Origin of the sequence: Phyllobacterium sp. CCNWLW183 (assembly GCF_037203775.1) — a bacterium.
In the GTDB taxonomy this organism is placed as follows: domain Bacteria; phylum Pseudomonadota; class Alphaproteobacteria; order Rhizobiales; family Rhizobiaceae; genus Phyllobacterium; species Phyllobacterium ifriqiyense.
The window spans coordinates 573,140-598,088 of record NZ_JBBCBN010000001.1 but is presented as its reverse complement, the minus strand read 5'-3'; the positions used below and the strand labels follow the sequence as shown (position 1 = coordinate 598,088).

24 protein-coding genes are annotated in these 24,949 nt (G+C 53.0%); 13 read left to right on the top strand and 11 right to left on the bottom strand.

Annotated elements, in window-relative coordinates; translation table 11 throughout:
* Positions 1 to 3: 3 nt before the first annotated feature.
* Complete coding sequence (gene moaA / locus V9K95_RS02780; protein WP_336440208.1) at positions 4 to 993, bottom strand: GTP 3',8-cyclase MoaA; 990 nt, start codon at positions 991 to 993, stop codon at positions 4 to 6.
* 237 nt (positions 994 to 1,230) lie between these two features.
* Here moaA and V9K95_RS02775 point away from each other — a divergent pair, with 237 nt between their 5' ends.
* Positions 1,231 to 1,608, top strand: coding sequence for a DUF971 domain-containing protein (locus tag V9K95_RS02775; protein WP_336439883.1), 378 nt, complete (start codon positions 1,231 to 1,233; stop codon positions 1,606 to 1,608).
* Between the two features lies 1 nt (position 1,609).
* Here the strand turns inward: V9K95_RS02775 and V9K95_RS02770 are convergent, their stop codons facing one another.
* Positions 1,610 to 2,221 (bottom strand): L,D-transpeptidase family protein, encoded by a 612-nt coding sequence (locus V9K95_RS02770; protein ID WP_115052734.1) that lies wholly within the window; start codon positions 2,219 to 2,221, stop codon positions 1,610 to 1,612.
* 289 nt (positions 2,222 to 2,510) lie between these two features.
* Here V9K95_RS02770 and V9K95_RS02765 point away from each other — a divergent pair, with 289 nt between their 5' ends.
* Positions 2,511 to 4,427 carry a L,D-transpeptidase family protein gene (locus V9K95_RS02765; RefSeq protein WP_336439884.1) on the top strand — a complete coding sequence of 639 codons (1,917 nt, stop codon included), beginning with the start codon at positions 2,511 to 2,513 and terminating at the stop codon, positions 4,425 to 4,427.
* Between the two features lie 6 nt (positions 4,428 to 4,433).
* On the opposite strand, the gene V9K95_RS02760 is transcribed toward V9K95_RS02765, so the two are convergent.
* The 6 genes from V9K95_RS02760 to V9K95_RS02735 form a co-directional block, all read right to left on the bottom strand.
* The gene (locus V9K95_RS02760; RefSeq protein ID WP_115052736.1) at positions 4,434 to 5,174 is read right to left on the bottom strand and encodes a proteasome-type protease; all 741 of its coding nucleotides are present in this window, start codon (positions 5,172 to 5,174) and stop codon (positions 4,434 to 4,436) included.
* Positions 5,175 to 5,204: 30 nt separating this feature from the next.
* Positions 5,205 to 6,002 carry a transglutaminase family protein gene (locus tag V9K95_RS02755; RefSeq protein WP_336439885.1) on the bottom strand — a complete coding sequence of 266 codons (798 nt, stop codon included), beginning with the start codon at positions 6,000 to 6,002 and terminating at the stop codon, positions 5,205 to 5,207.
* A gap of 5 nt (positions 6,003 to 6,007) precedes the next feature.
* Complete coding sequence (locus V9K95_RS02750; protein ID WP_307285758.1) at positions 6,008 to 6,949, bottom strand: alpha-E domain-containing protein; 942 nt, start codon at positions 6,947 to 6,949, stop codon at positions 6,008 to 6,010.
* Between the two features lie 81 nt (positions 6,950 to 7,030).
* Entirely contained in the window at positions 7,031 to 8,443 is a 1,413-nt protein-coding gene (locus V9K95_RS02745; RefSeq protein WP_115052739.1) for a circularly permuted type 2 ATP-grasp protein, read from the bottom strand.
* Positions 8,444 to 8,673: 230 nt separating this feature from the next.
* On the bottom strand, positions 8,674 to 9,183 hold the full coding sequence (locus tag V9K95_RS02740; protein WP_336439886.1) for a BA14K family protein: 510 nt from the start codon (positions 9,181 to 9,183) through the stop codon (positions 8,674 to 8,676).
* A gap of 115 nt (positions 9,184 to 9,298) precedes the next feature.
* The gene (locus V9K95_RS02735) at positions 9,299 to 9,982 is read right to left on the bottom strand and encodes an HAD-IA family hydrolase (protein WP_115052741.1); all 684 of its coding nucleotides are present in this window, start codon (positions 9,980 to 9,982) and stop codon (positions 9,299 to 9,301) included.
* 183 nt (positions 9,983 to 10,165) lie between these two features.
* On the opposite strand from V9K95_RS02735, the gene rpiA reads away from it, so the two are divergent.
* From rpiA to gor, 3 genes are all read left to right on the top strand, one after another.
* Positions 10,166 to 10,885: a ribose-5-phosphate isomerase RpiA gene (gene rpiA / locus V9K95_RS02730; protein ID WP_336439887.1), complete on the top strand. Its 720-nt coding sequence runs from the start codon at positions 10,166 to 10,168 to the stop codon at positions 10,883 to 10,885.
* A gap of 92 nt (positions 10,886 to 10,977) precedes the next feature.
* Positions 10,978 to 11,523 (top strand): DUF2059 domain-containing protein, encoded by a 546-nt coding sequence (locus V9K95_RS02725; protein ID WP_336439888.1) that lies wholly within the window; start codon positions 10,978 to 10,980, stop codon positions 11,521 to 11,523.
* Between the two features lie 114 nt (positions 11,524 to 11,637).
* Positions 11,638 to 13,035 carry a glutathione-disulfide reductase gene (gene gor / locus V9K95_RS02720; protein WP_336439889.1) on the top strand — a complete coding sequence of 466 codons (1,398 nt, stop codon included), beginning with the start codon at positions 11,638 to 11,640 and terminating at the stop codon, positions 13,033 to 13,035.
* 45 nt (positions 13,036 to 13,080) lie between these two features.
* On the opposite strand, the gene V9K95_RS02715 is transcribed toward gor, so the two are convergent.
* Both V9K95_RS02715 and V9K95_RS02710 read right to left on the bottom strand, forming a co-directional pair.
* Positions 13,081 to 13,338: a BrnA antitoxin family protein gene (locus tag V9K95_RS02715; RefSeq protein ID WP_336439890.1), complete on the bottom strand. Its 258-nt coding sequence runs from the start codon at positions 13,336 to 13,338 to the stop codon at positions 13,081 to 13,083.
* Positions 13,339 to 13,423: 85 nt separating this feature from the next.
* On the bottom strand, positions 13,424 to 14,305 hold the full coding sequence (locus V9K95_RS02710) for an alpha/beta hydrolase family protein (RefSeq protein ID WP_336439891.1): 882 nt from the start codon (positions 14,303 to 14,305) through the stop codon (positions 13,424 to 13,426).
* Positions 14,306 to 14,501: 196 nt separating this feature from the next.
* Here V9K95_RS02710 and V9K95_RS02705 point away from each other — a divergent pair, with 196 nt between their 5' ends.
* The 8 genes from V9K95_RS02705 (at position 14,502) to gltX (ending at position 23,950) form a co-directional block, all read left to right on the top strand.
* Positions 14,502 to 15,881, top strand: coding sequence for a class II 3-deoxy-7-phosphoheptulonate synthase (locus V9K95_RS02705; RefSeq protein ID WP_115053270.1), 1,380 nt, complete (start codon positions 14,502 to 14,504; stop codon positions 15,879 to 15,881).
* A gap of 80 nt (positions 15,882 to 15,961) precedes the next feature.
* Positions 15,962 to 16,393: a GFA family protein gene (locus tag V9K95_RS02700; RefSeq protein WP_336440209.1), complete on the top strand. Its 432-nt coding sequence runs from the start codon at positions 15,962 to 15,964 to the stop codon at positions 16,391 to 16,393.
* 96 nt (positions 16,394 to 16,489) lie between these two features.
* A complete protein-coding gene (gene nhaA / locus V9K95_RS02695; protein ID WP_336439892.1) occupies positions 16,490 to 17,665 on the top strand; it encodes a Na+/H+ antiporter NhaA in 1,176 nt (391 codons plus the stop codon).
* Between the two features lie 60 nt (positions 17,666 to 17,725).
* Positions 17,726 to 18,160, top strand: coding sequence for a GFA family protein (locus tag V9K95_RS02690; RefSeq protein WP_336439893.1), 435 nt, complete (start codon positions 17,726 to 17,728; stop codon positions 18,158 to 18,160).
* Between the two features lie 97 nt (positions 18,161 to 18,257).
* Positions 18,258 to 18,608 (top strand): diacylglycerol kinase, encoded by a 351-nt coding sequence (locus tag V9K95_RS02685; RefSeq protein WP_115052749.1) that lies wholly within the window; start codon positions 18,258 to 18,260, stop codon positions 18,606 to 18,608.
* A 52-nt stretch (positions 18,609 to 18,660) separates the two neighbouring features.
* Positions 18,661 to 20,334, top strand: a complete 1,674-nt coding sequence (locus V9K95_RS02680; RefSeq protein ID WP_336439894.1) for an NAD+ synthase — start codon at positions 18,661 to 18,663, stop codon at positions 20,332 to 20,334.
* Positions 20,335 to 20,695: 361 nt separating this feature from the next.
* Entirely contained in the window at positions 20,696 to 22,510 is a 1,815-nt protein-coding gene (locus V9K95_RS02675) for an ABC transporter ATP-binding protein (protein WP_307285716.1), read from the top strand.
* 66 nt (positions 22,511 to 22,576) lie between these two features.
* Complete coding sequence (gltX, locus tag V9K95_RS02670) at positions 22,577 to 23,950, top strand: glutamate--tRNA ligase (protein WP_336439895.1); 1,374 nt, start codon at positions 22,577 to 22,579, stop codon at positions 23,948 to 23,950.
* Here gltX and V9K95_RS02665 read toward each other — a convergent pair.
* Positions 23,868 to 24,917, bottom strand: a complete 1,050-nt coding sequence (locus V9K95_RS02665) for a DUF2865 domain-containing protein (RefSeq protein ID WP_336439896.1) — start codon at positions 24,915 to 24,917, stop codon at positions 23,868 to 23,870. The genes gltX and V9K95_RS02665 overlap by 83 nt on opposite strands.
* Between the last annotated feature and the right edge of the window lie 32 nt (positions 24,918 to 24,949).

Here is a 24,949-nt window from a genome sequence, read left to right as displayed (position 1 = left end):
ATTTTAGCCGCCGGTCACGCTCATATGACGGGAAACTGCCGGGCGATTATGGCGGCGGTCAATAATGAAGTCATGGCCCTTCGGTTTGCGGCCGATAGCTTCGTCAATAGCGTTGCTTAGGAGCTCGTTGCCTTCTGATGCCCGCAAGGGAGCACGCAAATCTGCTGCATCCTCCTGGCCGAGGCACATATAAAGTGTCCCGGTACAAGTCAGGCGAACACGATTGCAGCTTTCGCAGAAATTATGCGTCATCGGCGTGATGAAGCCGACGCGACCACCCGTTTCCGGAATTTCGACATAACGGGCAGGGCCACCAGTCTTGTAAGGAATATCGTTCAGCGTGAATTCTTCCCGCAGCCTTGTTCTGAGCAGCGACAAGGGAAGATATTGGTCCGTTCGGTCGAGATCAATTTCGCCCATTGGCATGGTTTCGATAAGTGTCAAGTCCATGCCGCGTCCATGTGCCCAGCGGATCATGTGCGGAATTTCGATATCGTTGAAATCTTTGAGCGCGACAGCATTCAGCTTGACCTTGATTCCAGCGTCCTGCGCAGCATCAATGCCCTCCATCACTCGGCCAAGATCACCCCAACGTGTGATGGCCTTGAACTTTGCAGCGTCGAGCGTATCCAGCGATACATTGATGCGTTTTACCCCAAGGTCCGCCAGTTCATGCGCAAACCGCGCGAGCTGTGAGCCATTTGTTGTCAGCGTCAGTTCATCCAAAGCGCCTGAACGCAAATGTCGGGAGATCTCGCTGATAAGATGCATGATATTCTTGCGCACCAATGGCTCACCACCCGTGAGCCTTAGCCGTTTCACGCCTTTTTCGATAAAGGCAGTGCACAGACGATCCAGTTCTTCAAGCGTCAGAAGTTCTTTCTTCGGTAGGAATGTCATATGTTCCGACATGCAATAGGTGCAGCGGAAATCACAGCGATCCGTTACCGACACGCGCAAGTAATTAATCGTCCGCCCGAAAGGGTCGATCATGCTTGTCTGCGTTGGCGTCTGGTCGAATGTTGCCAAATGGTTCAAGAGCTTCCTCCTCACCCAGAGATAGTGCGGCGTCAAGGACTTGTCCAGTTATTGCGAATGGCGTCTATGCCTTATAGCTGAGACGTTTTCGCACATTTGCTTATAAGGATCGGCGGAATTAAGAGGCGCCGTCTTGGCGCTTGCAGCAATCAACGACAACGCCTACACCAAATAAAAACAGGGATATCAGTAATGACCGATGCTTGGCCAAAGGAACTACGCGTCAGCAAGGATCGAAAGTCGCTGGTCGTTACATTCGATAATGGCGAGCGTTATGATTTAAGCGCTGAATTGCTGCGCGTGGCATCGCCATCTGCGGAGGTGCAGGGGCATTCTCCCGAACAGCGCGTGACCGTCCCCGGCAAGATCAATGTCGAGATTGCCAAGATGGAGCCTATTGGCAATTACGCAGTGCGAATCACGTTTGACGACATGCATGACACCGGCCTGTTCAGCTGGAACTATCTGATCGATCTTGGCCGGAATAAGGACACACGCTGGCAGGCATATCTCGACGAGTTAACGCAAAAAGGCCTTAGCCGCGATCCGGTCAGCCGGAAACACTCATAAACTACCGCAGAACGACGACACGCGTGCCGACACCGACATTGGCATAGAGATGTTTCACGTCATCATTCGCCATTCTTATGCAGCCCGATGACATGGCGTGACCAATCGTCCACGGCTGGTTGGTTCCGTGAATGCGATAGATTGTCGAACCAATATACAGGGCTCTTGCGCCGAGAGGATTGTTCGGCCCTCCGGGCATATAAGCGGGAAGGATGCGTCCCTTCTTTGCTTCGCGGGCGCGCATGCGCGCTGGCGGCGTCCAGCCCGGCCATTCGGCCTTGCGCGAAATTTTGTTGCTTCCACTCCAGGTGAAGCCGGTCTTGCCGACACCGATTCCATAAGCCAATGCGCGGCCTTCTGCTGTCACATGATAAAGTCGCCGTTCGCCGGTTCGTATGACTATGGTTCCGGCTGAATATTTGGAAGGAAAAGCAACACTTTTTCGTGCAATTGGCGAAAAATCAGATTTAAATTTTGTCGACTGAATTTGGTATCCGTTGTTTGGGTGTTTTCTTTTCCCAAGGTTACTATCCATTGATTTTGCTGTTGCGCCGAAGCAACTTAGACAAAAAACGCCAAGACATACTAAAAATACGCGATAAACTCCAATCATCGTATCCCCCAATTCGATGTTTCGACCGCTTGTACTGTGACATTATTGCATGTTTGGGAAAAGAATGCCTATGATCAACTCGTCGTGTAGTGAATCAAAATGAAATTCGATGTGAATCGCGTTAATCTTTGAGCCGGGGTGAGTGCCGAAAATGCGTCGCCTGAGAATTATCTGCCGGCGGCGGAGCATTGTTAAAACATTCTAAACAAGATGCGCCGAAACTGGAACAACACCAAATTGATGGCCCGCTTTTGACTGCGGGCGAGACTGTTCCAGCTGGGCGAGCACCATGACTTCTTTCTCAAAAAAACGAGCACTCTTTCTGGCCGCAATGTTGTCGGCAACGGCGAGTGCCGTGCCGCAAGCTTCGGCAGCCAATAATCTGATGGAGCTTCTGTTCCCCGGTCGCCGGGTTCAATCCCAGCCTGTCATGCCGCCAGAACCAAGGGTCAACGTAGACCAGAATTCTGCGCCCGCGTCACGCGCGCCAATCAAGCGTGTAACGGTCACTGCGCCCAAGAATTATGACTACAAAGCGGATGCGCTGGTTCAGATCGATTTGACGAAGATTGACCCGCAACTGACAGCTTCCGCACATGTCGGTACCGGTGTTGCGCCATCCATGGAGATGGACCAGTTCGGTTTGAAGATCGATCATCTTCGCGAAGCGCATGTGAAAGCGGAAAAGGACATTGCTGATGCAATTGTCGCTTATTATGCATCCGGTAAGAACCCGATATGGACTGTATCCTATGATGTTTCGCCGAAAGCCAAAGCCGTTATTGCTTTGTTCGCAAAGGCTGCGGAAAGCGGGCTTGATCCTCAGGACTATGTCGTAAAAGTACCCGGAGATGACTATGAGCGGAGCGATATTCCTGCTCGATTGAAGGAGCTTGCCGAGTTCGAACTTTCACTGTCCGCCCGCGCCCTTCGTTATGCGATGGATCAGGGGGATGGCCGCATCAATCCTAATCGCCTGAGCGGATTTCACGATCTGAATACGGACAATGTAAAGCCGCGCAACGTTATCGATCAGCTTGCGTCGGCTGGCGATGCGAGCGCCGTCTTAGCGGGATTTGAGCCGCAAAATAAATGGTACGCCGAGCTTAAGCAGAATTTGCATGCCATAGCTGACACTGCTGGCCCTTCTATTCATATCGCGCCCGGCACATTGATCCGTCCTGGCGAAAGCAATGCCGAGTTGAAGAATGTGGTTGCTCTCATCAGGGCAAAAGCACCCAAGGATTATCTTCTTCAGCATGATGCGGTTCTGCAGGCGAATGAAACTGCTGAAACCTATGATGTAAGTCTTGTCGAGGCGGTTAAGGACTATCAAAAATCGCAGGGGCGACAGGCGGACGGCGTTATCGGCAATGCCACGATAAAAACTCTTCAGGGCGAGAGCAGCGCGTCCAAGCGCGACCGGATTCTCTATTCGATGGAGCGTTTGCGCTGGATGCCTCGTGATTTTGGCAGTCGCTATGTCTTCATTAATCAGCCCGCATATCGCGCACAATATTTCAACGATAATGCTGAGAAATTGGTGATGAATGTTGTTGTCGGGTCTGCGAAGAACCAGACCTATTTCTTCAATGATACGATTGAAACGGTGGTTTTTAACCCGTCTTGGGGGGTGCCACGCTCCATCATTCTCAATGAGATGATGCCAAAAATCCTGAACAATCCATCCTATCTCGAAAATAGCGGCTATGAAGTCTACGACAAGTCCGGCCGGGTGGTTCCATCAAGTTCAGTCAATTGGGGGCAGGTTGCATCAAACGGCGGCGGCGTTGGCATCAGACAGAAGCCAAGCCTGGACAATGCTCTTGGTGAGTTGAAGATATTGTTCCCCAACAGCCATGACATCTACATGCATGACACGCCTGCAAAGTCCTATTTTAAGAAGGATATGCGCGCTTTGAGCCATGGTTGCATCCGTTTGGAGCGTCCACGCGATATGGCAGCTGCAGTGCTTGAAATGCCTGTGGAGGAGTTGAACCAGTATTTCGGCAAGAACGAGCGTAATGTGAAGGTGAAATCACAGCTTCCGGTTTACGTCTCCTACTTCACAGCTTGGCCGGATGCGGCGACTGGGCAAATTCATTATTATGACGACGTCTATGAGCGCGACGCCTATCTTCAAAAGGCTATTCTCAAGACACAGGCCGTCCGTCAGGCTGACACCATTCAAACAGCAAATCTCTGAACGAATTTAATCGCGCGATTTGATTTCAAAGGGCGGCAGGCTCTGGAACGCAAGTTTCAAAGCCTGCGACCAGCCTTCCGAGACGATCTCGTAATAGGGATCATTGCGCTCGATACGCTTCTCAAACCCGAGACGGAAACTGTCTGATTCGTAAAATTGCAGATCGAGCGGCAGTCCAACCGACAGATTCGATTTCAACGTAGAATCAAATGAAACCAGCAATAGCTTTGTCGCTTCCTCGAAAGTCATCGCGGGATCGTAAGACCGCACGATGATCGGCTTACCATATTTATGTTCGCCAATTTGGAAGAATGGCGTGTCCTGCGTCGATTCAATAAAGTTTCCCTCAGGATAAATAAGGAAAAGCCGAGGGTCGCCGCCCTTTATCTGACCACCAAGAATAATCGAAGCTCCAAAAGAATCGGCCCGCTGACCGCCACTATCCACTTGGTGGATCACATCGCGAATCGTGTCTCCGACCAGCCTTGCTGTCTGAAACATCGAAGGCATCTCGTAAATTGAAGGCGAGCGTTCAGAGGGCGTTTTCGTCCGCTCGTTGAGAATGCTGATAACGGCCTGCGTGGTTGCTAGATTGCCGGCCGATAAAAGGGTAATCACCCGGTCGCCCGTTTTGGCCCAAGTGTACATTTTCTTGAATGTCGAAATGTTGTCGACGCCCGCATTGGTTCTTGTGTCAGACATAAACACAAGCCCACGGTCCAGTTTGAGCCCGACGCAATAAGTCATAGCGAATCCCAAGTTCGAAATATAAAGCGATTACTGCTCTACATTGACCTCGACGGCAAGTGATTCAATTGATGGTCCAAAGCGTATTCCGGAAACAGGCGCTGCTTCCCGATAATCTAGCCCGCAGGCGATGCGGACATAGGTCTCGTTCGGACAAAGGTCGTTAGCGGCGTCGAAGCCTACCCATCCCAGCCCATCTATATGTGCTTCCGCCCAGGCATGGCTGGCGGTCTGTTCAATCATATTGTTCATCATAAGATAGCCGGAGACATAGCGGGCAGGTATACCCAAAAGTCTGGCAGCTGACAAAAATACATGGGTATGATCCTGGCAGACCCCGGTCCCAAGTCGAAGCGCCTCTTCGGCGGTTGTGTTGATGGTGGTTGAGTTGGGCGTATAAACCAGCTTGCGGTTCAATGCTCCCATCAACTCATGCAATATTTCCAGCCTGTCCGATTTTGCCGGCAATCCCGCTGCCAGATCCTTGATCGCCTCACCAGCCGCCGTCAGTTCGGTTTCGCGCTCATAGAGCCAGGTTGGCATGAAATTATAGACCTTGCCGAGAACGCCGCTCCTGTCTTCTGTTTCAACATGTCCTGCGGCGCGGATCACGAGTTCTTCTGTTCCCCGGTCAACACTGATCAACATGGTCCGGTTGCCATAGCCGTCGCGGTAATTTGCTTCCTGGGTTGCGCCGTCCACGGTTACTGTCCAGTCGATGACTTTCTGACCCGGAGAGCTTTGCGGATGAAGGCGTAACCGCTGAATGGCATAGTGAACGGGCGCATCGTAGCGGTAGTGGGAATTATGCTGGATGTTCAAAAGCATGGGTTTCAATCAAAATTGTAGGCTTTAGCAATTTTACTGCTCAAGCCAGTTGTTTGATAGATGAGATCGCTCAGGAATTCATGCAATCCATTGTCGAAGATCGTGCGGATATCATTGTTCTCAAGACGCGTCATGATGCCCTCTGCCATATCGTGGCATTCGTGCCGGGCACCATAATCAATCGCCAGATGTTTAAGATTGTCGACTATATTGGAATAGCAGAAATTCAGCGAACGGGGCATGCGTGAATTAAGGATCAGATAATCAGCAATATTCACAGGGCTATATTCGATATCATAGACCCAGCGATAGGAGCGATGGGCGGAAACCGACCGCAAAATGGACTCCCACTGAAAATTGTCCAGCGTTGTACCGACATAGGAAATCGATGGTAGAAGCACATAATATTTTACGTCGAGAATTCGCGCCGTATTGTCGGCTCGCTCAATAAAGGTGCCGATCCGAGCGAAATTGAAAATCTCGTTACGCAGCATCGTGCCATGAAAAGCGCCGCGAATGATTGCTGTTTCACGTTTGATCTGGTCGAGAACGCGCGGCAAGTCCGTTTCGGGAACTGCTGAGGCCAAGGTCGACTTCAACACCATCCAGGTTTCATTGACGCTTTCCCAGGCTTCGCGGGTCAAAGCGGTACGCACCATGCGCGCATTTGAGCGGGCTGTTTCGACGCAGGACATGACACTTGAGGGATTGCTCGGATCACGCAGGAGAAAATCCGAAACGAGGCTGGCGTTATATTCCTTGTACTTGTTGTCGTAACCGATCTTCACACCGGCGCTCATCAATACGGATGACCATTCTTCGGGTGCATCGGATGTTTTGGTCAGCGCCATGCGCAACCCGGCATCGATCAACCGAGCCATGTTTTCTGCCCGCTCTATATAGCGAAACATCCAGTAAAGACCGTTTGCGGTGCGCCCAAGTAGCATTTTCTAATAAAATCCCTCTTTTATTCATCGGGGGCCTTATGGATGACCCTTATTTCCGCAATTATCGGCAGTCGATTGAACCTAATCGTCCAACACCCATGTGTCCTTTGTGCCGCCTCCCTGACTTGAGTTGACCACCAGCGAGCCTTCCTTCAACGCCACGCGTGTCAACCCACCGGGTGTGATGCGGATACGGTCCGAAACGAGCACGAAAGGCCGCAAATCCACGTGGCGTGGCGCGAGACCTTTTTCCGTCATGATCGGTGTGGTCGATAGCGCCAATGTTGGCTGGGCGATGTAATTTTTGGGGTTGGCCTTCAATTTGAGTGCAAAATCCTCGCACTCTTTTTTGGAGGCAGCCGGTCCGACCAGCATTCCATAGCCGCCGGAACCATGCACTTCCTTGACCACAAGTTCGCTGAGATTTTCGAGGACATATTTCAGCGTGTCCGGTTCGGAACAACGATGAGTCGGGACGTTTTCCAGTATTGCCTTTCGCCCGGTGTAGAATTCGACGATTTCCGGCATGTAGGAATAAAGCGCCTTGTCGTCAGCAATCCCGGTTCCCGGCGCATTGGCTATGGTGATGTTGCCTGACCGATACACATCCATGATACCGGCAACGCCAAGCGCCGAGTCGCGGCGGAAGGTGAGGGGGTCGAGATAGGAATCATCCACGCGGCGATACAATACGTCGATGGCGCGGTTGCCTTCGGTCGTGCGCATGACGACCTTGCCATTTTCGACCTTCAGGTCGCCGCCCTCGACTAATTCCACACCCATCTGATCGGCCAGGAACGCGTGTTCGAAATAGGCGGAATTATAGATGCCGGGTGTCAGAACCGCGATTGTCGGTGTGCCGTTGCATCCGGGCGGTGCCACAGCCGCCAGGGACTGCCGCAGCATTTTCGGATAGGTCTCTACCGGACGAACCTTGATCTGCTGAAACAGTTCCGGAAAGAGCTGCATCATTGTTTCGCGATTTTCCAGCATGTATGACACGCCGGAAGGGGTTCGCGCGTTGTCTTCAAGCACATAGAACTGGTTTTCGGCCGTGCGGACGATATCGACGCCTATAATATGGGTATAGACATTGCCCGGTGGGCGGAATCCGACCATTTCCGGCAGATAAGCATCATTATGTGTAAACAATTCGCGGGGTATGCGCCCGGCGCGGATGATTTCCTGACGGTGATAAATGTCATCAAGAAAGGCGTTAAGAGCCATCACGCGCTGTTCGATACCTTGGGAAAGGCGTCGCCATTCATTGCCTGTTATAATGCGCGGGATAATGTCGAAAGGAATAAGCCGCTCGGCAGCCTCTTCGTCGCCATAGACGGCGAAAGTAATACCGGTTTTACGAAAAACATTCTCAGCGTCGAGTGCTTTTTGCGCCAGTCGGCCTGGATTTTGCGTATCGAGCCAGCTTTTCAACTGGTCATATGGCGGACGGACCTCGTCGCCGGTCTTGATCATCTCGTCAAATGGCTTCACTCAAATCCCCTTTTATACAACTGACATTCAAGCGCGTTCGGGGAAAAATGCAAGCACATTCCTCCGTTAACATCCGCCAAGGATAAGAGGGGTTAAAAACTAGGCAGCTATGATGTCTTATGGGCAAGAGCAAAATGCCTTCGTCTAATATGAAGGCATTTCATTGATGTCGGCTAACTAGAAATGGGCCCGGCTGTGATAGCCGGGCCCAAGAATCGAGTCACACCACCTTAATAGGGTGAGTTGCACTGGCGGCGCGGACCGTAATTGGGCTGATATGTGTTGTCCGACGCACGATATGAACGATATCGGTCATAGCACCATTGAGTATGCGAACGGACGCCACGATATGCCGGGCGATTAACAGTGCTGCCAACAATCACGCCCGTGCCAAAGGCGGCCAGCGGGAACCATGCGCCGTCATAATAACGATATCCCGGACGATGATGACGCCAACCGCGATGGCCGCGCCAATATCTGTCGCCTCTCCAGCCGCGATCTCCTCGCCAGCCACGATCGCCGCGCCAATGCCTGTCGCCGCGCCAGCGATCACCACGGCTCATATATTGTTGATGCTTGTTGTAAAAAATGGTTCTGCGATCACGCACGATTTGCACATTCGCATTGCTGGTTTCGATAGCCACAGGCGCAAGCGGTGCGGAAATTGCCGGAACGGCACCCGCCGATAGCATACCGACAGACATGGCCATTGCTGTCAGAATTGAAGTGAGCTTTTTCATCGTTCCTCCAGAGTTTCCCGAAGTATCAAACACTTCGTTCTAATGACGAACCAATTTTGTCGGCATCATTCTACAACAGAAACGCGCATCGCGATGCTTTGTTCCTTCCTCTGGCCTATGCGTTCACGGCAGCAATCAAATTCCCGGTCATCTCGACGCTCAACTCGCGATAATGTGAAATAACGCGGCTGGGATCGTACGTCGCAACCGGCATATCGGAATAGCCGAAATCAACTGCGATCACCGGAATTCCGGCTGCTTTGGCTGTGTTGATGTCCGTATGACTGTCGCCCACCATCACGGCTCTGTCGACGTCTCCGCCTGCCAGCCGGATTGTCTCAATGAGATGCCGTGGATCGGGTTTTCTGAAGGCAAACGTATCACCACCGGTAATGGCGGCGAAACGGGATGTCTCTCCAAGGTGGCCCAGCAGCGATACGGCCAAACCTTCAAACTTGTTCGTGCAAATAGCAAGGAGGTAACCGGCATTGGCAAGCTCGTCCATTGCCTGTGCAACGCCTTCATAAAGCGCGGAGTGTCCTGGCATATTTGCACTATAATGCTCGATAAAAAGACCGAGAAGCCAGTCGAGTTGTTCCGGGCTCAAGAGTTTTTGCTGTGCCTCAAAAGCACGCTCGATCATGACGCGGCCGCCTTGACCGACATAGCGGCGCAGCGCCACCGGGTCGACCTTTTGCATTCCTGCTGCATTCAGACAATGATTGAGGCTGTCGAGAAGATCAGGAGCTGTATCTACCAGCGTTCCATCAAGGTCGAATACTATAATGGGTTGAGACATCTTATTCCTGCAATCGCTTTGTGGGTGTCAAACCGGCCAAAATCAAAAGGCCAGCGGTCTGATTCAAACATTCGCATCCCTTTTCGATCACCACTGGTCTTGACCCTTTTGACTGACGTGTTAGGGAGCCCAATGTCAATGCAAAAAGATGGCATGTCAAAGCTGCAAGAGGACGCATCACCCATGGATCCGAGAACACTGAAGATCGAAGCTGCCGCTGCGGCATTGACCTACGTCGAGGATGGCATGCGTCTTGGTATTGGCACGGGATCGACGGCAGAAGAGTTTGTTCGCCTTTTGGCAAAGAAAGTCGAGGAGGGAATATCTGTCATTGGCGTGCCCACCTCGGAACGGACAGCAGCGCTTTGCCGCGAGCTTTCTGTGCCCTTGTCAACGCTTGAAGAAACGCCGCAGCTTGACCTTACCATTGATGGTGCCGACGAGATTGATGCACAGCTCAGCCTTATCAAAGGTGGCGGAGGCGCGCTGCTGCGTGAAAAGATCGTTGCCGCAGCTTCAAGCCGGATGATCGTAATTGCCGATGCTTCAAAGTTCGTCGATGTGCTCGGCGCTTTTCCGCTGCCCATCGAAGTCAATCGCTTCGGACTGGCCGCGACAAAGCTGGCGATCGAGCGGGCGGCTGCGGGGTTGGGTCTGTCGGGCGCCCTTACATTAAGGGTGACGGGAGGCGATGCATTTGTTACAGAGCCATTTGTAACGGACGGTGGACATTTGATCCTGGATGCATCTTTTGGCCGCATTCCGGATACAAGAGCGTTGTCCAATGCTTTGCATGCCATTCCCGGCGTGGTGGAGCATGGATTGTTTCTGAATCTGGCGCATACAGCCATATTGGCCGGTGCTGACGGTATTCAAACATTGCAGCGTGCCCCATCTGCCTAGGCGCGCAGTAATACTAGAATTGGTTGTTTCATCTGCAAGCTTGGAGATGTTTCGGGTGAGACGCGTACAACGAAAAACGGAGCGATAAATTCATGAACCGAGCAACTGGCTTTCGCCGCTTGATTGCACCCTTGTCCATCGCAATCATGCTGAGCGGTGTTTATTCTGCACAAGCGCAGGAGATCACTCCATCACATCTGGCTGCTGCACGCGCCGCTGTTACGGCTATCAAGACCACCGATCAATTCGATACAATTTTGCCAATGGTTGCCCAGCAGCTGAAGTCGGAGCTGATCCAGAAAGACCCGAACCTGGAATCGATCATCAGCACCACTGTCGATGAACAGGCTCTGGTTTTGGCTTCGCGTCGCGGTGATCTCGAAAACGAAGCAGCCCGTGCATATGCTGTTTCTTTCACTGAAGAAGACCTGAATGCCATCACTGGTTTTTACAATTCTCCAGCTGGAAAAAAGCTCCTTTCGGAAGGCCCGATTGTTACGCGTGAAGTTCTGAAGGCCGCCGGCATCTGGCAGCGCGGTATAGCCCGCGATCTGGCTCAGGCTGTTGCCGAAAAGGTTGTTGCAGCAGCGGCGGCAACATCGCCTGCTCCCGCAGCACCGGAAGCCCCCAAGCCGTGAGCTAACACTACGGTAACTTGATTTCAAAGCCCGGTTCAAGCCGGGCTTTGTGCTTTTAAATCGTTTGGATAAGTCCCATATAGTTGCTCAGGCAAAGATTCGGAGTGCTCCCCCATGACATCATATGACTACGACCTTTTTGTTATCGGGGGAGGGTCCGGGGGTGTTCGCGCTGGCAGGCTTGCGGGCGCAATGGGCAAAAAGGTCGGCCTTGCCGAAGAGTTTCGCATGGGCGGAACCTGTGTCATACGCGGCTGCGTTCCCAAAAAACTGTTTGTTTATGCCTCGCAGTTTCCAGAACATTTTGAAGCAGCCGCTGGTTATGGCTGGACGGTTGGACCTGTCAGCTTTGACTGGGCCACGCTGGTTGCCAACAAGGATCGGGAGATTGCGCGGCTGGAAGGGCTGTATCGCAAGGGGCTGGATAATTCGCATGTCGAGATATTTGACAGCCGAGCAGTGCTGATCGACGCTCACACAATTGAAATCCTCAAAACCGGTAAGCGCATTACGGCTGATCAGATATTGATCGCTGTTGGTGGGCACCCAAACCCGCATGCCGCATTGCCGGGCTACGAGTTTTGCATAAGCTCCAACGAGGCATTTCATCTGGAACAGCTGCCGAAGGCCATTATAATCGCCGGTGGGGGTTATATAGCTGTCGAGTTTGCAAATATCTTCCATGGCCTGGGTGTCGACGTCACCCTTGTCTATCGTGGCAAGGAGATACTTTCGCGGTTCGACCATGATCTGCGGCATCTTTTGCACGAGGCGATGGAAGCCAAAGGCATAAAAATCCGCTGCGGCGAAATATTGAAAGAGGTCAAGCGTAATACTGACGGTCGCCTCGACGTGCATTTATCGTCAGATGACGAACTTGTTGCAGATCAGGTCATGTTGGCAATTGGGCGTGTGCCGAACACAAAAATGCTCGGTCTGGAGCAGGTCGGCGTCGAAGTTGATGAGATTGGCGCCATTAAGGTTGACGACTATTCACGCACGACTGTTGGAAATATCTGGGCGGTTGGCGATGTAACAAATCGCGTACAGCTAACCCCGGTGGCCATTCATGAAGCTATGTGTTTTCTTGAAACGGCATTCAAGGATAATCCCACCAAGCCTGACCACAATGATATCGCGACGGCAGTGTTTTCGCAGCCCGAGATCGGTACGGTGGGGCTCTCGGAAGAGGAAGCCGCCAAGAAGTTCGACGAGGTTGAAGTCTACAGGGCCTTGTTCCGCCCGATGCGCAATACGCTCTCGGGGTCAACAGAAAGGATGCTGACCAAGCTCATTGTCGATGCGGCGAGCCGCAAAGTGGTGGGTGCCCATATTCTTGGGCCGGATGCTGGCGAAATGGCGCAGCTTTTGGGCATTCCGATCAAAGCGGGCTGCACCAAAGACGATTTTGACCGGACAATGGCGGTTCACCCGACCGCTTCGGAGGAGCTTGTTACAATGTACAAGCCTAGCTATCGCCTTATCAAAGGCGAACGCGTCGACGGAGTTTGATGGAAATTAGACTTTTGCTTGCCGGAGCACTTCGTTAATCCTGGACTACCAGCCCTTGCCCGTCGCTTTGAACTTGGCAATCACGTCAGGATCGAGGCGTATCGTTACCGGCTGTTTGGTCGTGGCAGAAAGCGGGCGGCCACGTTTGGCGATTTCCTCATCGATTTTTTTCGCCAGTTCGGGGAAGACTTCGCGGAATGGGCGCGCATTCCTCAGTTCTTCCTCCGTCCATTCAGGATTATCCGGGTCATTTGCAATGCCAGCCTGAATCTTCGCCTCTTCCCGGTCGCTGAGGGGGCTCACACGCCTACGTACAATAAATAAGAGAAATCAAAATAATGGAACGATAGTAAGGAATATTGTCTCCGTTTAAAGCACGACCTTGGTCTTATGCTGCACGAGCGCCAACGCGTTTTATGGCGTTTGCGGGCAGCGTCCCGTTCAGCAACCAGCCCATCACGTCTGGCCAGAGAGTTTCAGCGCGGGTTTTGCGGAAATAACCAAGATGGCCGATCTGATCGGCGCGGTTTTCCGGTGATAACCAAAGCTCGTGAACATCTGCATTCACCAGCCTTTCGAGGAATAATCGAACAGCCCTTGGCGTTCCCCAAGGGTCGTCATTTATGCCAATGCCCAGAACCGGTATCTCCACTGCTGAAAAATGCCGTGCTTCAGGAACTTTTGGGTCTTCGAATAAGAAGTTCCGATTGCGGCACCAGCGCGCCCAGTCACGGAAAATGCTGCCGGGAAGGGCTTCGCCTATTCCGCTCCATTTGGGCAATCGTCCAAGCGGATATGTGAGCGGCACGCCCAGGAGGTTCATTCTGGCAAAGACGGCAATGGGCTCGGCAGTGTTGCGATAGTAACCCGACAGCGAGGCGAGGGTGGTATATCGCTCAAAATCAACTGAACGGTTGCATAGGCCGAGCGCGACCCCGCCAAAGGAATGGCCAATACCGACAATTGGTTTGTTACCGGATGCTTTTTTCAGCTCGTCCAGCGCTGCAGGCATGTCCAGAACTGCCCAATCCTTCATGTGGAGGCGAGGCTTCCAGCCTTTGGGAACTTGTGATTTCGCTACTCCGCGATAATCGTAAGTGAGTACATGAGAAGCGCCGAGCTCAAGCAATCTGTTGGCAAAATGCCGATAAAAACTGTCAGGAACCGCCGCAGCAGAAGAGATCAGAACCGCTGGCTTTTGCCCCGGCCCGCTGAACAAAGTGCCGCGCAAGGGAAACCCATCTTCAGCCTTAAAAGCAATCTCCTGCATCGCAGCCTCCCACACTTACTTTTACGTTAAGGTAATATAGATGGGCACTTCTCACAATGACCAAAAGAGATGAGCGGGGTAATTGTTAACGGGACTGGTATCACAGGCGTAATTGGACTATATGAGCGCCTTCCGGCATGACCGGAAAAATTCAAACAAACGCTACCAAAGTGGAAAGCAAGTAACAGGTGCAATAATGACCAAGAACTGGACACCGACTTCCTGGAGAGGCAAACCGATCAAGCAGGTGCCTTTTTATCCGGACGCTCAGGCTCTGAGCGATGTCGAGGCCCGTCTTCGGACATATCCACCGCTGGTTTTTGCAGGTGAGGCACGCAAGCTGAAGAAGCAGCTCGCCGCTGTCTCGCGTGGTGAAAGCTTCCTGCTGCAGGGTGGTGATTGCGCCGAAAGCTTCGCCGAACACGGCGCCGACAATATTCGCGACTTTTTCCGCGTGTTCCTGCAAATGGCAGTTGTTCTGACCTTCGGTGCCTCGCAGCCCATCGTCAAGGTTGGCCGTATTGCGGGCCAGTTCGCCAAGCCGCGTTCTTCGGACACGGAAACAAAGAACGGCATTGAACTGCCAATCTATCGCGGTGATATCATCAATGGCACCGAGTTCACCGAGCAATCGCGTATTCCGGATCCCGCACGTCAGGAAATGGCATACCGTCAGTCCGCAGCAACGCTCAATCTTTTGCGTGCCTTCGCGCAAGGCGGCTATGCCAATCTGGAGAACGTCAACCAGTGGATGCTTGGCTTCGTGGCCGACAGTCCGCAAGGCGAGCGCTATGGCATGCTTGCACGCCGTATCGCCGATACGGTCGACTTCATGCGCGCTGTTGGCATTACTGCTGAAACAAACGCGCAACTGCGTGAGACAGACTTCTACACAAGCCATGAAGCGCTGCTGCTTGGCTATGAAGAAGCTTTGACTCGCGTGGATTCCACGTCCGGCGATTGGTACGGCACGTCAGGTCACATGATCTGGATCGGCGATCGTACCCGTCAGGCTGATCACGCGCATATTGAATATTGCCGTGGCATCAAGAACCCGCTTGGCCTCAAGTGCGGACCAAGCTTGGAGCCCGACGATCTTTTGCGTCTGATTGATCTGCTCAATCCTGCAAACGAGGCTGGGCGACTGACATTGATTGCCCGTTTCGGTCACGACAAGGTTGGCGATCATTTGCCAAAGCTGATCCGCGCCGTGCAAAAGGAAGGCCGCAATGTTGTCTGGTCCTGTGATCCGATGCATGGCAATACCATCACTGCCAATGGTTACAAGACACGTCCATTCGACCGCATCCTTAAGGAGGTTGAGGGCTTTTTTGCAGTTCATCATGCCGAGGGAACATATCCAGGCGGCATCCACATTGAGATGACAGGCAATAATGTAACGGAGTGCACGGGTGGTGCGCGCGCTATCTCTGCTGAAGATCTGCAGGATCGCTATCACACCCATTGTGATCCGCGCCTTAATGCCGATCAGGCTTTGGAGCTTGCTTTTCTGGTTGCCGAGCTTCTCAAGAAGGAACGTGACAGCCAGCCACAGAAAATGGCTGCAAACGGCTGATCAAACTAACTTAAAATTTAATGGCGGCCCACGTGGCCGCCATTATTGTTTTAGGGGTAAGGTACAGCGCAGGAGGTGCCATGGACAAGAATATCAACGAAATCGATGGCGCCTGCCATTGCGGCACTGTTCGGTTCCATGTGCGACTGAAGAATGGCTTGCACAGTGCTCGCAGATGCACCTGCTCCTTTTGTCGGATGCGCGGTGCGGTTGCCGTGAGCGCCAATATTAGCGACATCACTATGTTGCAAGGCGAAGACGTGCTGACACTTTATCAATTCAATACGAATACAGCCAAGCATTATTTCTGTTCAAAATGCGGGATCTATACGCATCATCAGCGCCGCTCAAATCCACAGGAATACGGCGTTAATGCTGCATGTCTTGAGGGTATCAGCCCCTTTGATTTTGAAGAACTGCCTGTAAATGACGGCACCAGTCATCCTTCCGACAGGGGAAAGGATGCAAGTTCGGAACTAGCCGGAATTTTGAGGTTCTATCCGCGACAGTGACGTCCTTATAAACGCAGAAAACTCTATTCTCACAATCATGTCATTACAAACCACTTTGGGGTGGAGTTTTCTTACTTCGAATACTATCAAAGCGGTATGAACACGAAAACGCCCCGCCGAGTCCGTCTGTCAGCATCCTTCCGTTCATTCATGGCAAGCGAGGCCGCTGGCGGCATCATTCTCATGGTGGTTGCTGCGCTGGCGTTGATCATCGCCAATTCTCCGCTCAGCCAGACATATTTTGATTTGCTTCATCGGTATGTTGGCGGATTAAGCGTCCTGCATTGGGTAAATGACGCGCTGATGGCAGTGTTTTTCCTGCTGGTCGGCCTTGAGATCAAACGTGAGATGATCAGCGGACAATTGTCAAACTGGTCGCGGCGAGCACTTCCCGGCTTTGCTGCAGTTGGCGGGATGGTCGTTCCAGCTGTGATTTTCGTTGCCTTCAATGAAGGCGATACCATCCGGGGCTGGGCTATACCATCGGCCACAGACATTGCTTTCTCGCTCGGCGTGCTTTCGCTGCTCGGGTCACGCGTTCCAATGTCGTTGAAAGTATTTCTGACGGCGCTTGCCATTATCGATGATCTGGGTGCGGTCATCATTATCGCGCTGTTCTATTCGCAAGGCTTGAACATACCGGCCCTCGCCGGTGTAGCCGTCGTTTTTGCTCTCCTTATGGCGATAAATTTCATGGGCATGGTCAGGCTCTGGGCCTATGTCGTGCTCGGTGTAATTCTTTGGATACTGGTTTTCAAATCCGGCATTCATGCGACGATTGCAGGTGTGCTTCTTGCTTTGACCATCCCCATGAAAGGCGAAAAGGGTGAGGCAGATTCGCCGCTTCTCAAGCTCGAGCATGCCATCCAGCCATGGGTCGCTTTTGCAATTGTGCCGATATTCGGATTTGCCAATGCAGGCGTTTCGTTCAGCGGCGTCTCGCTCTCCAATCTGGCCGATCCGGTGCCGCTTGGTGTTGCAGCCGGCCTGTTTGTAGGCAAACAGCTTGGCGTGTTTTCATTTGCATGGCTTGCCATCAAAATGCGGCTGGCTGAGCGTCCCGCCGGCGCAAATTGGATGCAAGTGTATGGCGTCTCTACCCTTTGCGGCATTGGCTTTACGATGAGCCTGTTTATCGGGTTGCTCGCTTACGCCAATTCGCCCTTGCTTCAGGATGAAACGAAGCTTGGCGTTCTACTTGGTTCTTTGCTGTCGGCTCTGCTTGGTGCGCTCCTGCTGGTGCTGTCGTCAAAACGATCAGCCAAGGCGTGAATGTAAAAGCAGGCGGGCTTGCGCACGGCTATTCTCCAGTCCTGCAAGGAGGACCATTTGATGACGGAATTGCATAAAGGCTCGTGCCTTTGCGGAAAAGTGCACTTTAAAACGCGCGGTCCCCTTCGTGGCATAGTCTACTGCCATTGCTCGCAATGCCGTAAACAGTCCGGCCATCATTACGCAGCGACGAACGTGCAGGATGACTGCATTGATATATCCGGAAAAGAAAATATCAGTTGGTATGCCGCCAGTGAGTTTGCCCGGCGCGGCTTCTGCAAACATTGCGGCTCTGTCCTGTTCTGGAAGCACAATGAGCTTGACTACATCTCAGTTATGGCTGGAGCCTTCGATAGTCCCACAAGTCTTGAGGGTGAAGTCCATATTTTCGTTGCTGACAAAGGCGATTACTACGAAATTGCCGATGGCCTGCCGCAGTACGAAAAAAGCAGCAGCGGTGTTGTAGTGGCCCGCCAAAGCATTGATGTGGGTTGACGAATCGCCACATTGCGCTTGTCACGTTATTCGGCGATCTGGAATATTTCCGCGATTCCGTTTAACTGAAATTCTCTAGAATATTCAGGGGCAGGGCATGCACCGGCTTGTTATGGCATTTATCAATTCTATGCGGGCACTCAAGCATCTTGCCGCGCATGAAAAGGCAGTGCAACAGGAACTCGTCCTGTTTTTCCTGTCCATTCCCATTGCCGCTTTTATAGCCCCCTCTGTACTCGTTTTCCTGCTTCTAACCGGCTCGTTGCTCTTCCTGATTATGGTGGAAGTTTTAAACACGGGCATTGAGGCGGCTTGCGATGCAGTTTCGCGCGACTTTCACAAGGAAATCCAGATCGCTAAAGATTGCGGTTCGCTCGCGGTGCTGATCTCGGTTATCCTTGTTGCCATCGTCTGGCTCTATTTGCTCTGGCACGTATTTTTCCTGTGATACGCTTCATGGCAACATTGTTTTTCCATCAACGAAACGATATATGTTCATAATGAGCAAAAATCCTGATATCCTCCGTATCGCCATTGCCCAACTCAATCCGGTTCTGGGTGACATCAAGGGCAATCTTGCCAAAGCGCGCGAAGCCAGAGCCGATGCTGCGCGGCAGGGCGCTGATCTTGTGCTGTTCACGGAACTGTTCATTTCCGGCTACCCGCCAGAGGATCTGGTGCTGAAAAAGGCCTTTATCGCGGCTTGCGAGAAGGCAGTTCAGGATTTTGCCGAGGATACCGGTGATGGTGGTCCAGGTGTCATTATTGGTGTGCCGCTGCGGCGCGAAACAGGTCTGCACAATTCTGTCATGGTTCTGGATGGCGGCAAGGTTATTGCCGAGCGTTTCAAAGTTGATCTGCCAAACTATGGCGAATTCGACGAGAAGCGTGTGTTCCAGCCGGGGCCGATGCCGGGTCCCGTCAATTTCAGAGGCATCCGCATCGGCATACCGATTTGTGAAGATATATGGGGCGAGCTGGGCGTTTGCGAAACGCTGGCCGAAAGCGGCGCGGAAATACTTTGCGTGCCGAATGGCTCTCCCTACTATCGCGGTAAGGTCGATGTGCGCCATCAGGTGGCATTGCGTCAGGTCATTGAAACCGGACTGCCGCTGATTTTTGCGAACCAGCTTGGCGGGCAGGATGATTTGATTTTTGACGGCGCTTCATTTGCCTTCAATGCCGACAAGAATCTCGCGTTCCAAATGTCGCAATTTGAGGAACAGCTGATTGTCACCACATGGCGTCGTGGCAAAGATGGCTGGAGCTGTGGCGAAGGCCCGATGTCACGTATCCCGGAGGGGGAGGAGGCGAACTACCGCGCCTGCATGCTCGGCCTGCGCGATTACGTCAACAAGAATGGCTTCAAGGACGTGGTGCTGGGACTTTCCGGCGGTATCGATTCAGCGATCTGCGCCGCTCTGGCCGTTGATGCGCTGGGTGAAGAGCGGCTTCGCGCTGTTATGATGCCCTACACCTACACATCCAAGGATTCGCTGAAAGACGCCGAGGATTGCGCAAGATTGCTCGGTTGCCGCTATGACATAGTGCCGATCTTCAAGCCGGTGGAAGGTTTTCTCAGGGCGCTGGGGCCGACATTCGAAGGTACCAAGGAAGGAATTACTGAAGAAAATCTGCAAAGCCGCGCCCGCGGTACAATCTTGATGGCTATTTCCAATAAGTTTGGCTCCATGGTTGTGACGACCGGCAACAAGTCAGAAATGTCCGTCGGTTATGCCACGCTTTATGGCGATATGAATGGCGGCTATAATCCCATTAAAGATCTGTACAAAATGCAGGTCTATTCTATGTCCGAATGGCGCAACAAGAATGTGCCTGCCGGTGGTCTTGGCCCCTCAGGAGAAGTGATCCCCGTCAATATCATCAGCAAGGCGCCGTCGGCGGAGCTGCGCGAAAACCAGACGGACCAGGATTCTTTGCCGCCTTACCCGGTTCTCGATGACATCCTCGAATGCCTGGTCGAAAACGAGATGGGGGTGGATGAAATCGTTGCGCGCGGGCACGAGCGGGCCACGGTCGAGCGTATCGAGCATCTGCTCTACATTGCCGAATATAAGCGTCGCCAGTCGGCTCCGGGTGTGAAGGTCACGAAGAAAAATTTCGGTCGTGACCGCCGTTATCCGATCACCAACAGGTTCCGTGACAGGCAGTAAGCGAACTGTTGCAATCTGGCCGCACCAGCCAATCAAAGCCATTTGCCCAAAAAATAGGCGCTTGGCGACGCAAAGCGATTCATCTATAAGCCAATCTCCGGCAATTTCGACCGGGAGGTTTAAGAATGGCAGCTTTCATCATGTCCCCACGGGGCGGCGCCAGTTTCTGATATGTGACGGCGAAAAGCCTTCTGGCTTTTCTATTGGCTTCACAAGTCAAGAACTCATCGCCGACATTGGCCTTGTCCGTATTCGGTCAAGTCGCCAGACCACAATGCCGTACTGATTCACTTTCCTACTCGCGGCATCTTTCTTCTACAATTCCCTATTGAGGCCGGTGCTTATGTACCGGACAATTGTCATGGCTTTTTTTCGACTCGCCATCCGGGGCGGAGCTTTCCGCAGCGTTCTCGGATTCACCTGGAAACATTGGCAGGCACAACCTTTGCGCCTGTCGCTAACGCTTGTCGCAGTGTTGCTGTCGACATTGGCCGATGTGTTGACCCCGCTTTATTCGGGGCGGCTCGTTGACGCCATCGTCAAAGGCAGTCCGCAGGACGAACTGGCATGGAATGCTGCAATAGCAGCCTTTTCAACGCTCATTGCCCTGTCGTTCGGGGCGATTGTCTTGCGGCACATCATTTTCTTGACGGTGGTCAAGCTGACATTGAAAATGATGTCCGATATTGCTGCAAATGCCTTCTACCGTATTCAGCGTTTCTCGACCGACTGGCATGCCAATAGCTTTGCCGGCTCTACGGTTCGCAAGGTCACGCGGGGCATGTGGGCGCTTGATCTGTTGAACGATACGCTGTTGTTGGCGCTGTTTCCGTCCATCATCATGCTTATCGGCTCGACAGTGCTTATGGCCTGGTATTGGCCTGTCATGGGCATCATTGTCGGTCTTGGTTCACTGCTGTTCGTTGTTGTTACAGTGCTGATGTCACTTGGCTTTGTTGCTCCAATGGCAAGTCTTGCCAATCGTTGGGACACAAAGCTTGGCGGTGCATTGGCCGATGCGGTTAGCTGCAATATGGTTGTCAAAGGCTTTGGTGCTGAGGCGCGCGAAGATGCACGTCTTGCCAAGGTCGTGGCGAAGTGGCGTGACCGTACGGCGCGTACGTGGCGGCGCGGAACGATCAACGGCACAACACAGGGCTCGATGCTTCTTGTATTGAGAGCTTCAATGATTGGCTCCGCCTTGCTTCTGTGGTCCAAAGGCCATGCAAGTGCGGGTGACATTACCTTTGTGCTCACCTCGTTCTTCATCTTACAGGGCTATTTGCGCGAAGTTGGCATGGACATTCGCAATTTGCAGCGTTCTGTCAATGACATGGAAGAGCTGGTTGATATTCAGAGTCAACCACTCGGCATTGATGATCGACCCGGCGCAAAGCCGATACAGATCACCAATGGCAAGATCGAGTTCGACAATGTGACGTTCCATTATGGCGCGCACAGACTGCCGCTCTATGACCGGTTTTCGGTAACGATCCGGGCGGGCGAGCGGGTTGGTCTGGTCGGGCATTCGGGCTCGGGCAAATCCACATTCGTCAAGCTGATCCAGCGTCTGCATGATGTGCAGTCCGGTCAGATCCGCATTGACGGTCAGGACATTGCCGATGTCAGACAGGCATCTTTACGCCAGCAAATTGCCATCGTGCAGCAGGAGCCGATCCTGTTTCACCGGACGCTGGCGGAAAACATTGCCTATGCAAGGCCGGGAGCAACGCAGGCCGAGGTGGAGGAAGCTGCGCGACAGGCAAGTGCGCATGAGTTCATCACCAATCTGCCGAAAGGCTACAGCACGCTCGTTGGCGAGCGCGGTGTGAAGCTTTCCGGTGGTGAGCGCCAGCGTGTTGCCATTGCCCGTGCATTCCTCGCGGATGCACCGGTTCTTATTCTGGACGAGGCTACTTCCAGTCTCGATTCAGAATCGGAAATGCTGATCCAGCAGGCAATGGAACGGCTGATGCTTGGCCGGACGACATTGGTGATCGCTCACCGTCTGTCGACCGTGCGCTCTCTCGACCGGCTTCTGGTTTTCGACCATGGCCGCATTGCAGAAGAGGGTAACCATGAAGCGCTGATCGGGCTCAAGGGCGGTATCTATCGCGGTCTGTTTGAATTGCAGGCGATGGAACTGACCAAGGGCCTCATGCTTCAGGACAGCTAACAATATGGGCCGCGTGAAAACGCGGCCCATATTGCCATTCATCGCCGCATCCGATATGCCCCGATCATGACCCCAATCGTACGTTTTGCACCATCGCCTACGGGCTATATCCATATTGGCAATACACGCACTGCCTTGTTCAACTGGCTGTTTGCGCTGAAAAATGGCGGACAAATGGTCCTGCGTTTCGACGATACGGACGTCGAGCGCTCCAAGACCGAATATGTCGAAGCCATTGCCGAAGATGTCGAATGGCTGGGTATCAAACCTTTTCGCGTCGAATATCAGTCGAAGCGGTTTGCTGAATACGCGGCAGCAGCCGAAAGATTGAAGGCCGCTGGCCTTCTGTATCCCTGCTATGAAACTGCCGAAGAACTTGATTTGAAACGCAAGCTGCGGCTCGCGCGACGTCTGCCGCCAGTCTATGGCCGCGACGCGCTGAAGCTGTCGGACGAAGACAAAGCCAAGCTTGAGGCGGAAGGAAAGCGCCCGCATTGGCGTTTCCTTCTGCCGAATTTCAAGGACGACCCTTTCGCCCCGGTACGTACAGAAGTGCATTGGGACGATCTGGTACGCGGGCCGGAAACTGTCGACCTGGCATCGCTGTCCGATCCGGTGCTGATCCGCGAAGATGGTACCTATCTTTATACATTCACCTCTGTTGTCGACGATATCGACATGAACATCACGCATATTATCCGGGGCGATGATCATGTTACCAATAGCGGTGTGCAGATTTCCATTTTTGAGGCGATGGGTGCAAAGTCCCCGCAGCTCGGTCATCATAATCTGCTGACGACTGCTACGGGCGAGGGCTTGTCCAAGCGTACTGGTGCATTGTCGGTAGGCAGTCTGCGCCGCGCCGGCTATGAACCCATGGCGGTTGCAAGCCTTGCCGTGCTCACGGGTACTTCAGAAAATGTTGTTGCAATGCCCGATATGGAAGCGCTGGCGGCGATATTTGATCCGGCTTCCACGTCGAAATCATCCTCGAAGTTTGACCCTGCTGATCTGGACGCGCTCAACCGAGCGCTGATCCACGCCATGCCCTTTAGCGATGCCAAAGACAGGCTTGCTGCGCTTGGTATTCAAGGTGATAATGCAGAGGCGTTCTGGCTGGCTGTGCGCAGCAATCTTACCTTCGTATCCGATGCCGCGCAGTGGTGGGCAATTGTCAAAAATGGCCCTTCGAGCGACGAGCCTCTTGCCGACGAGGATCGTGAATTTGCACGCGCTGCCTTCGATGTTCTGCCATCCGAGCCTTGGAACCATGAGACTTGGAAATCATGGACCGATGCTGTGAAGGTACAGAGCGGGCGTAAAGGCAAAGGATTGTTCATGCCTTTGCGTATTGCGCTTACGGGGCGATCTTCCGGTCCTGAGCTTGCGGATCTTTTGCCCCTCCTTGGTCGGGAAGGAACGTTGGCCCGACGACCCTGACCTTGCGGTTCGGATCGATTGGCTTGTCCACGCTCAACGGTTTGGGCAATGGCGCTTCGTTGGGCGCCGCTGCGGGCTTGCCCAATTCAATGATGGATGATGGCTTTTCAGCTTGCTTTGTTGGAAGGGTCGAAGGTTCAATCTTGGTCTGAATCGGCGGTTGTTCATTGGGCTTTGCAGGTTCCGTCAATGCCGGATTTGCGGGCGGTGTCGCAGCGGGAAGCGGCTCCTGCTTTGTCACTGTTGGCTGTTGCGGATGCGCTGGCGCAATCGGCGGAGTTTGTGGTGCGGGACGCGCGACTGGCGGCGAAACTGGTTTTGGCGGTTGTTTCGCCAGTTCACGCGGATTGCCCATGGTCGAAAAATTGCCGGCTGTTTTCTGGCATGTGCATTGCGGCGTGGCATTAGCACCAGCCTTGCGAAATTTAAAAGCATTCGGCATATCCCGGTAAGCCTGGCCACCCAGAGAAATCATGGCTTCCGGCCGCTCTTCGCCTGTTGGCTTGAAGAACAATTGCGCGCCGGGGCATTGTGCCTGGCATTGCGCCTGATCGCGCGCAAAATTCTCCGCTCCGGTTTCATAGGTCAGCGGAAAATAATAACCGTCACACGTGCGAACGCACATAGTCTGGTATTGACCGCCTTCGATGGGGACCGGGATTGATCCAGGCCCTACAGGTTGCGGTGCGCGGCCTCCATAAATCTCGTAGGATTCCGGCTCTTCCTCATCCAGCCGCGGCAGATCGCGATACTGATAATTGTTTACAGGGCAATTATTGGCATCCAGCGCCGCCTCGATACGATCCCGGCGCAGATTGAACTCGTAATCATCCAGCGTTGGATCACTGTTCAGCCTGTCGAGACGCTCTTGCATGCGCACGCATGTATCGCTTTGCGCATGGGACAAACCAGTCGCAGCCAGTACAGCGCCAAATGCGGCAACGATGATAAAAGATGTCCGGAGCATGGATGGTCTCTTCTTGGAGTTTAGGCGAAACC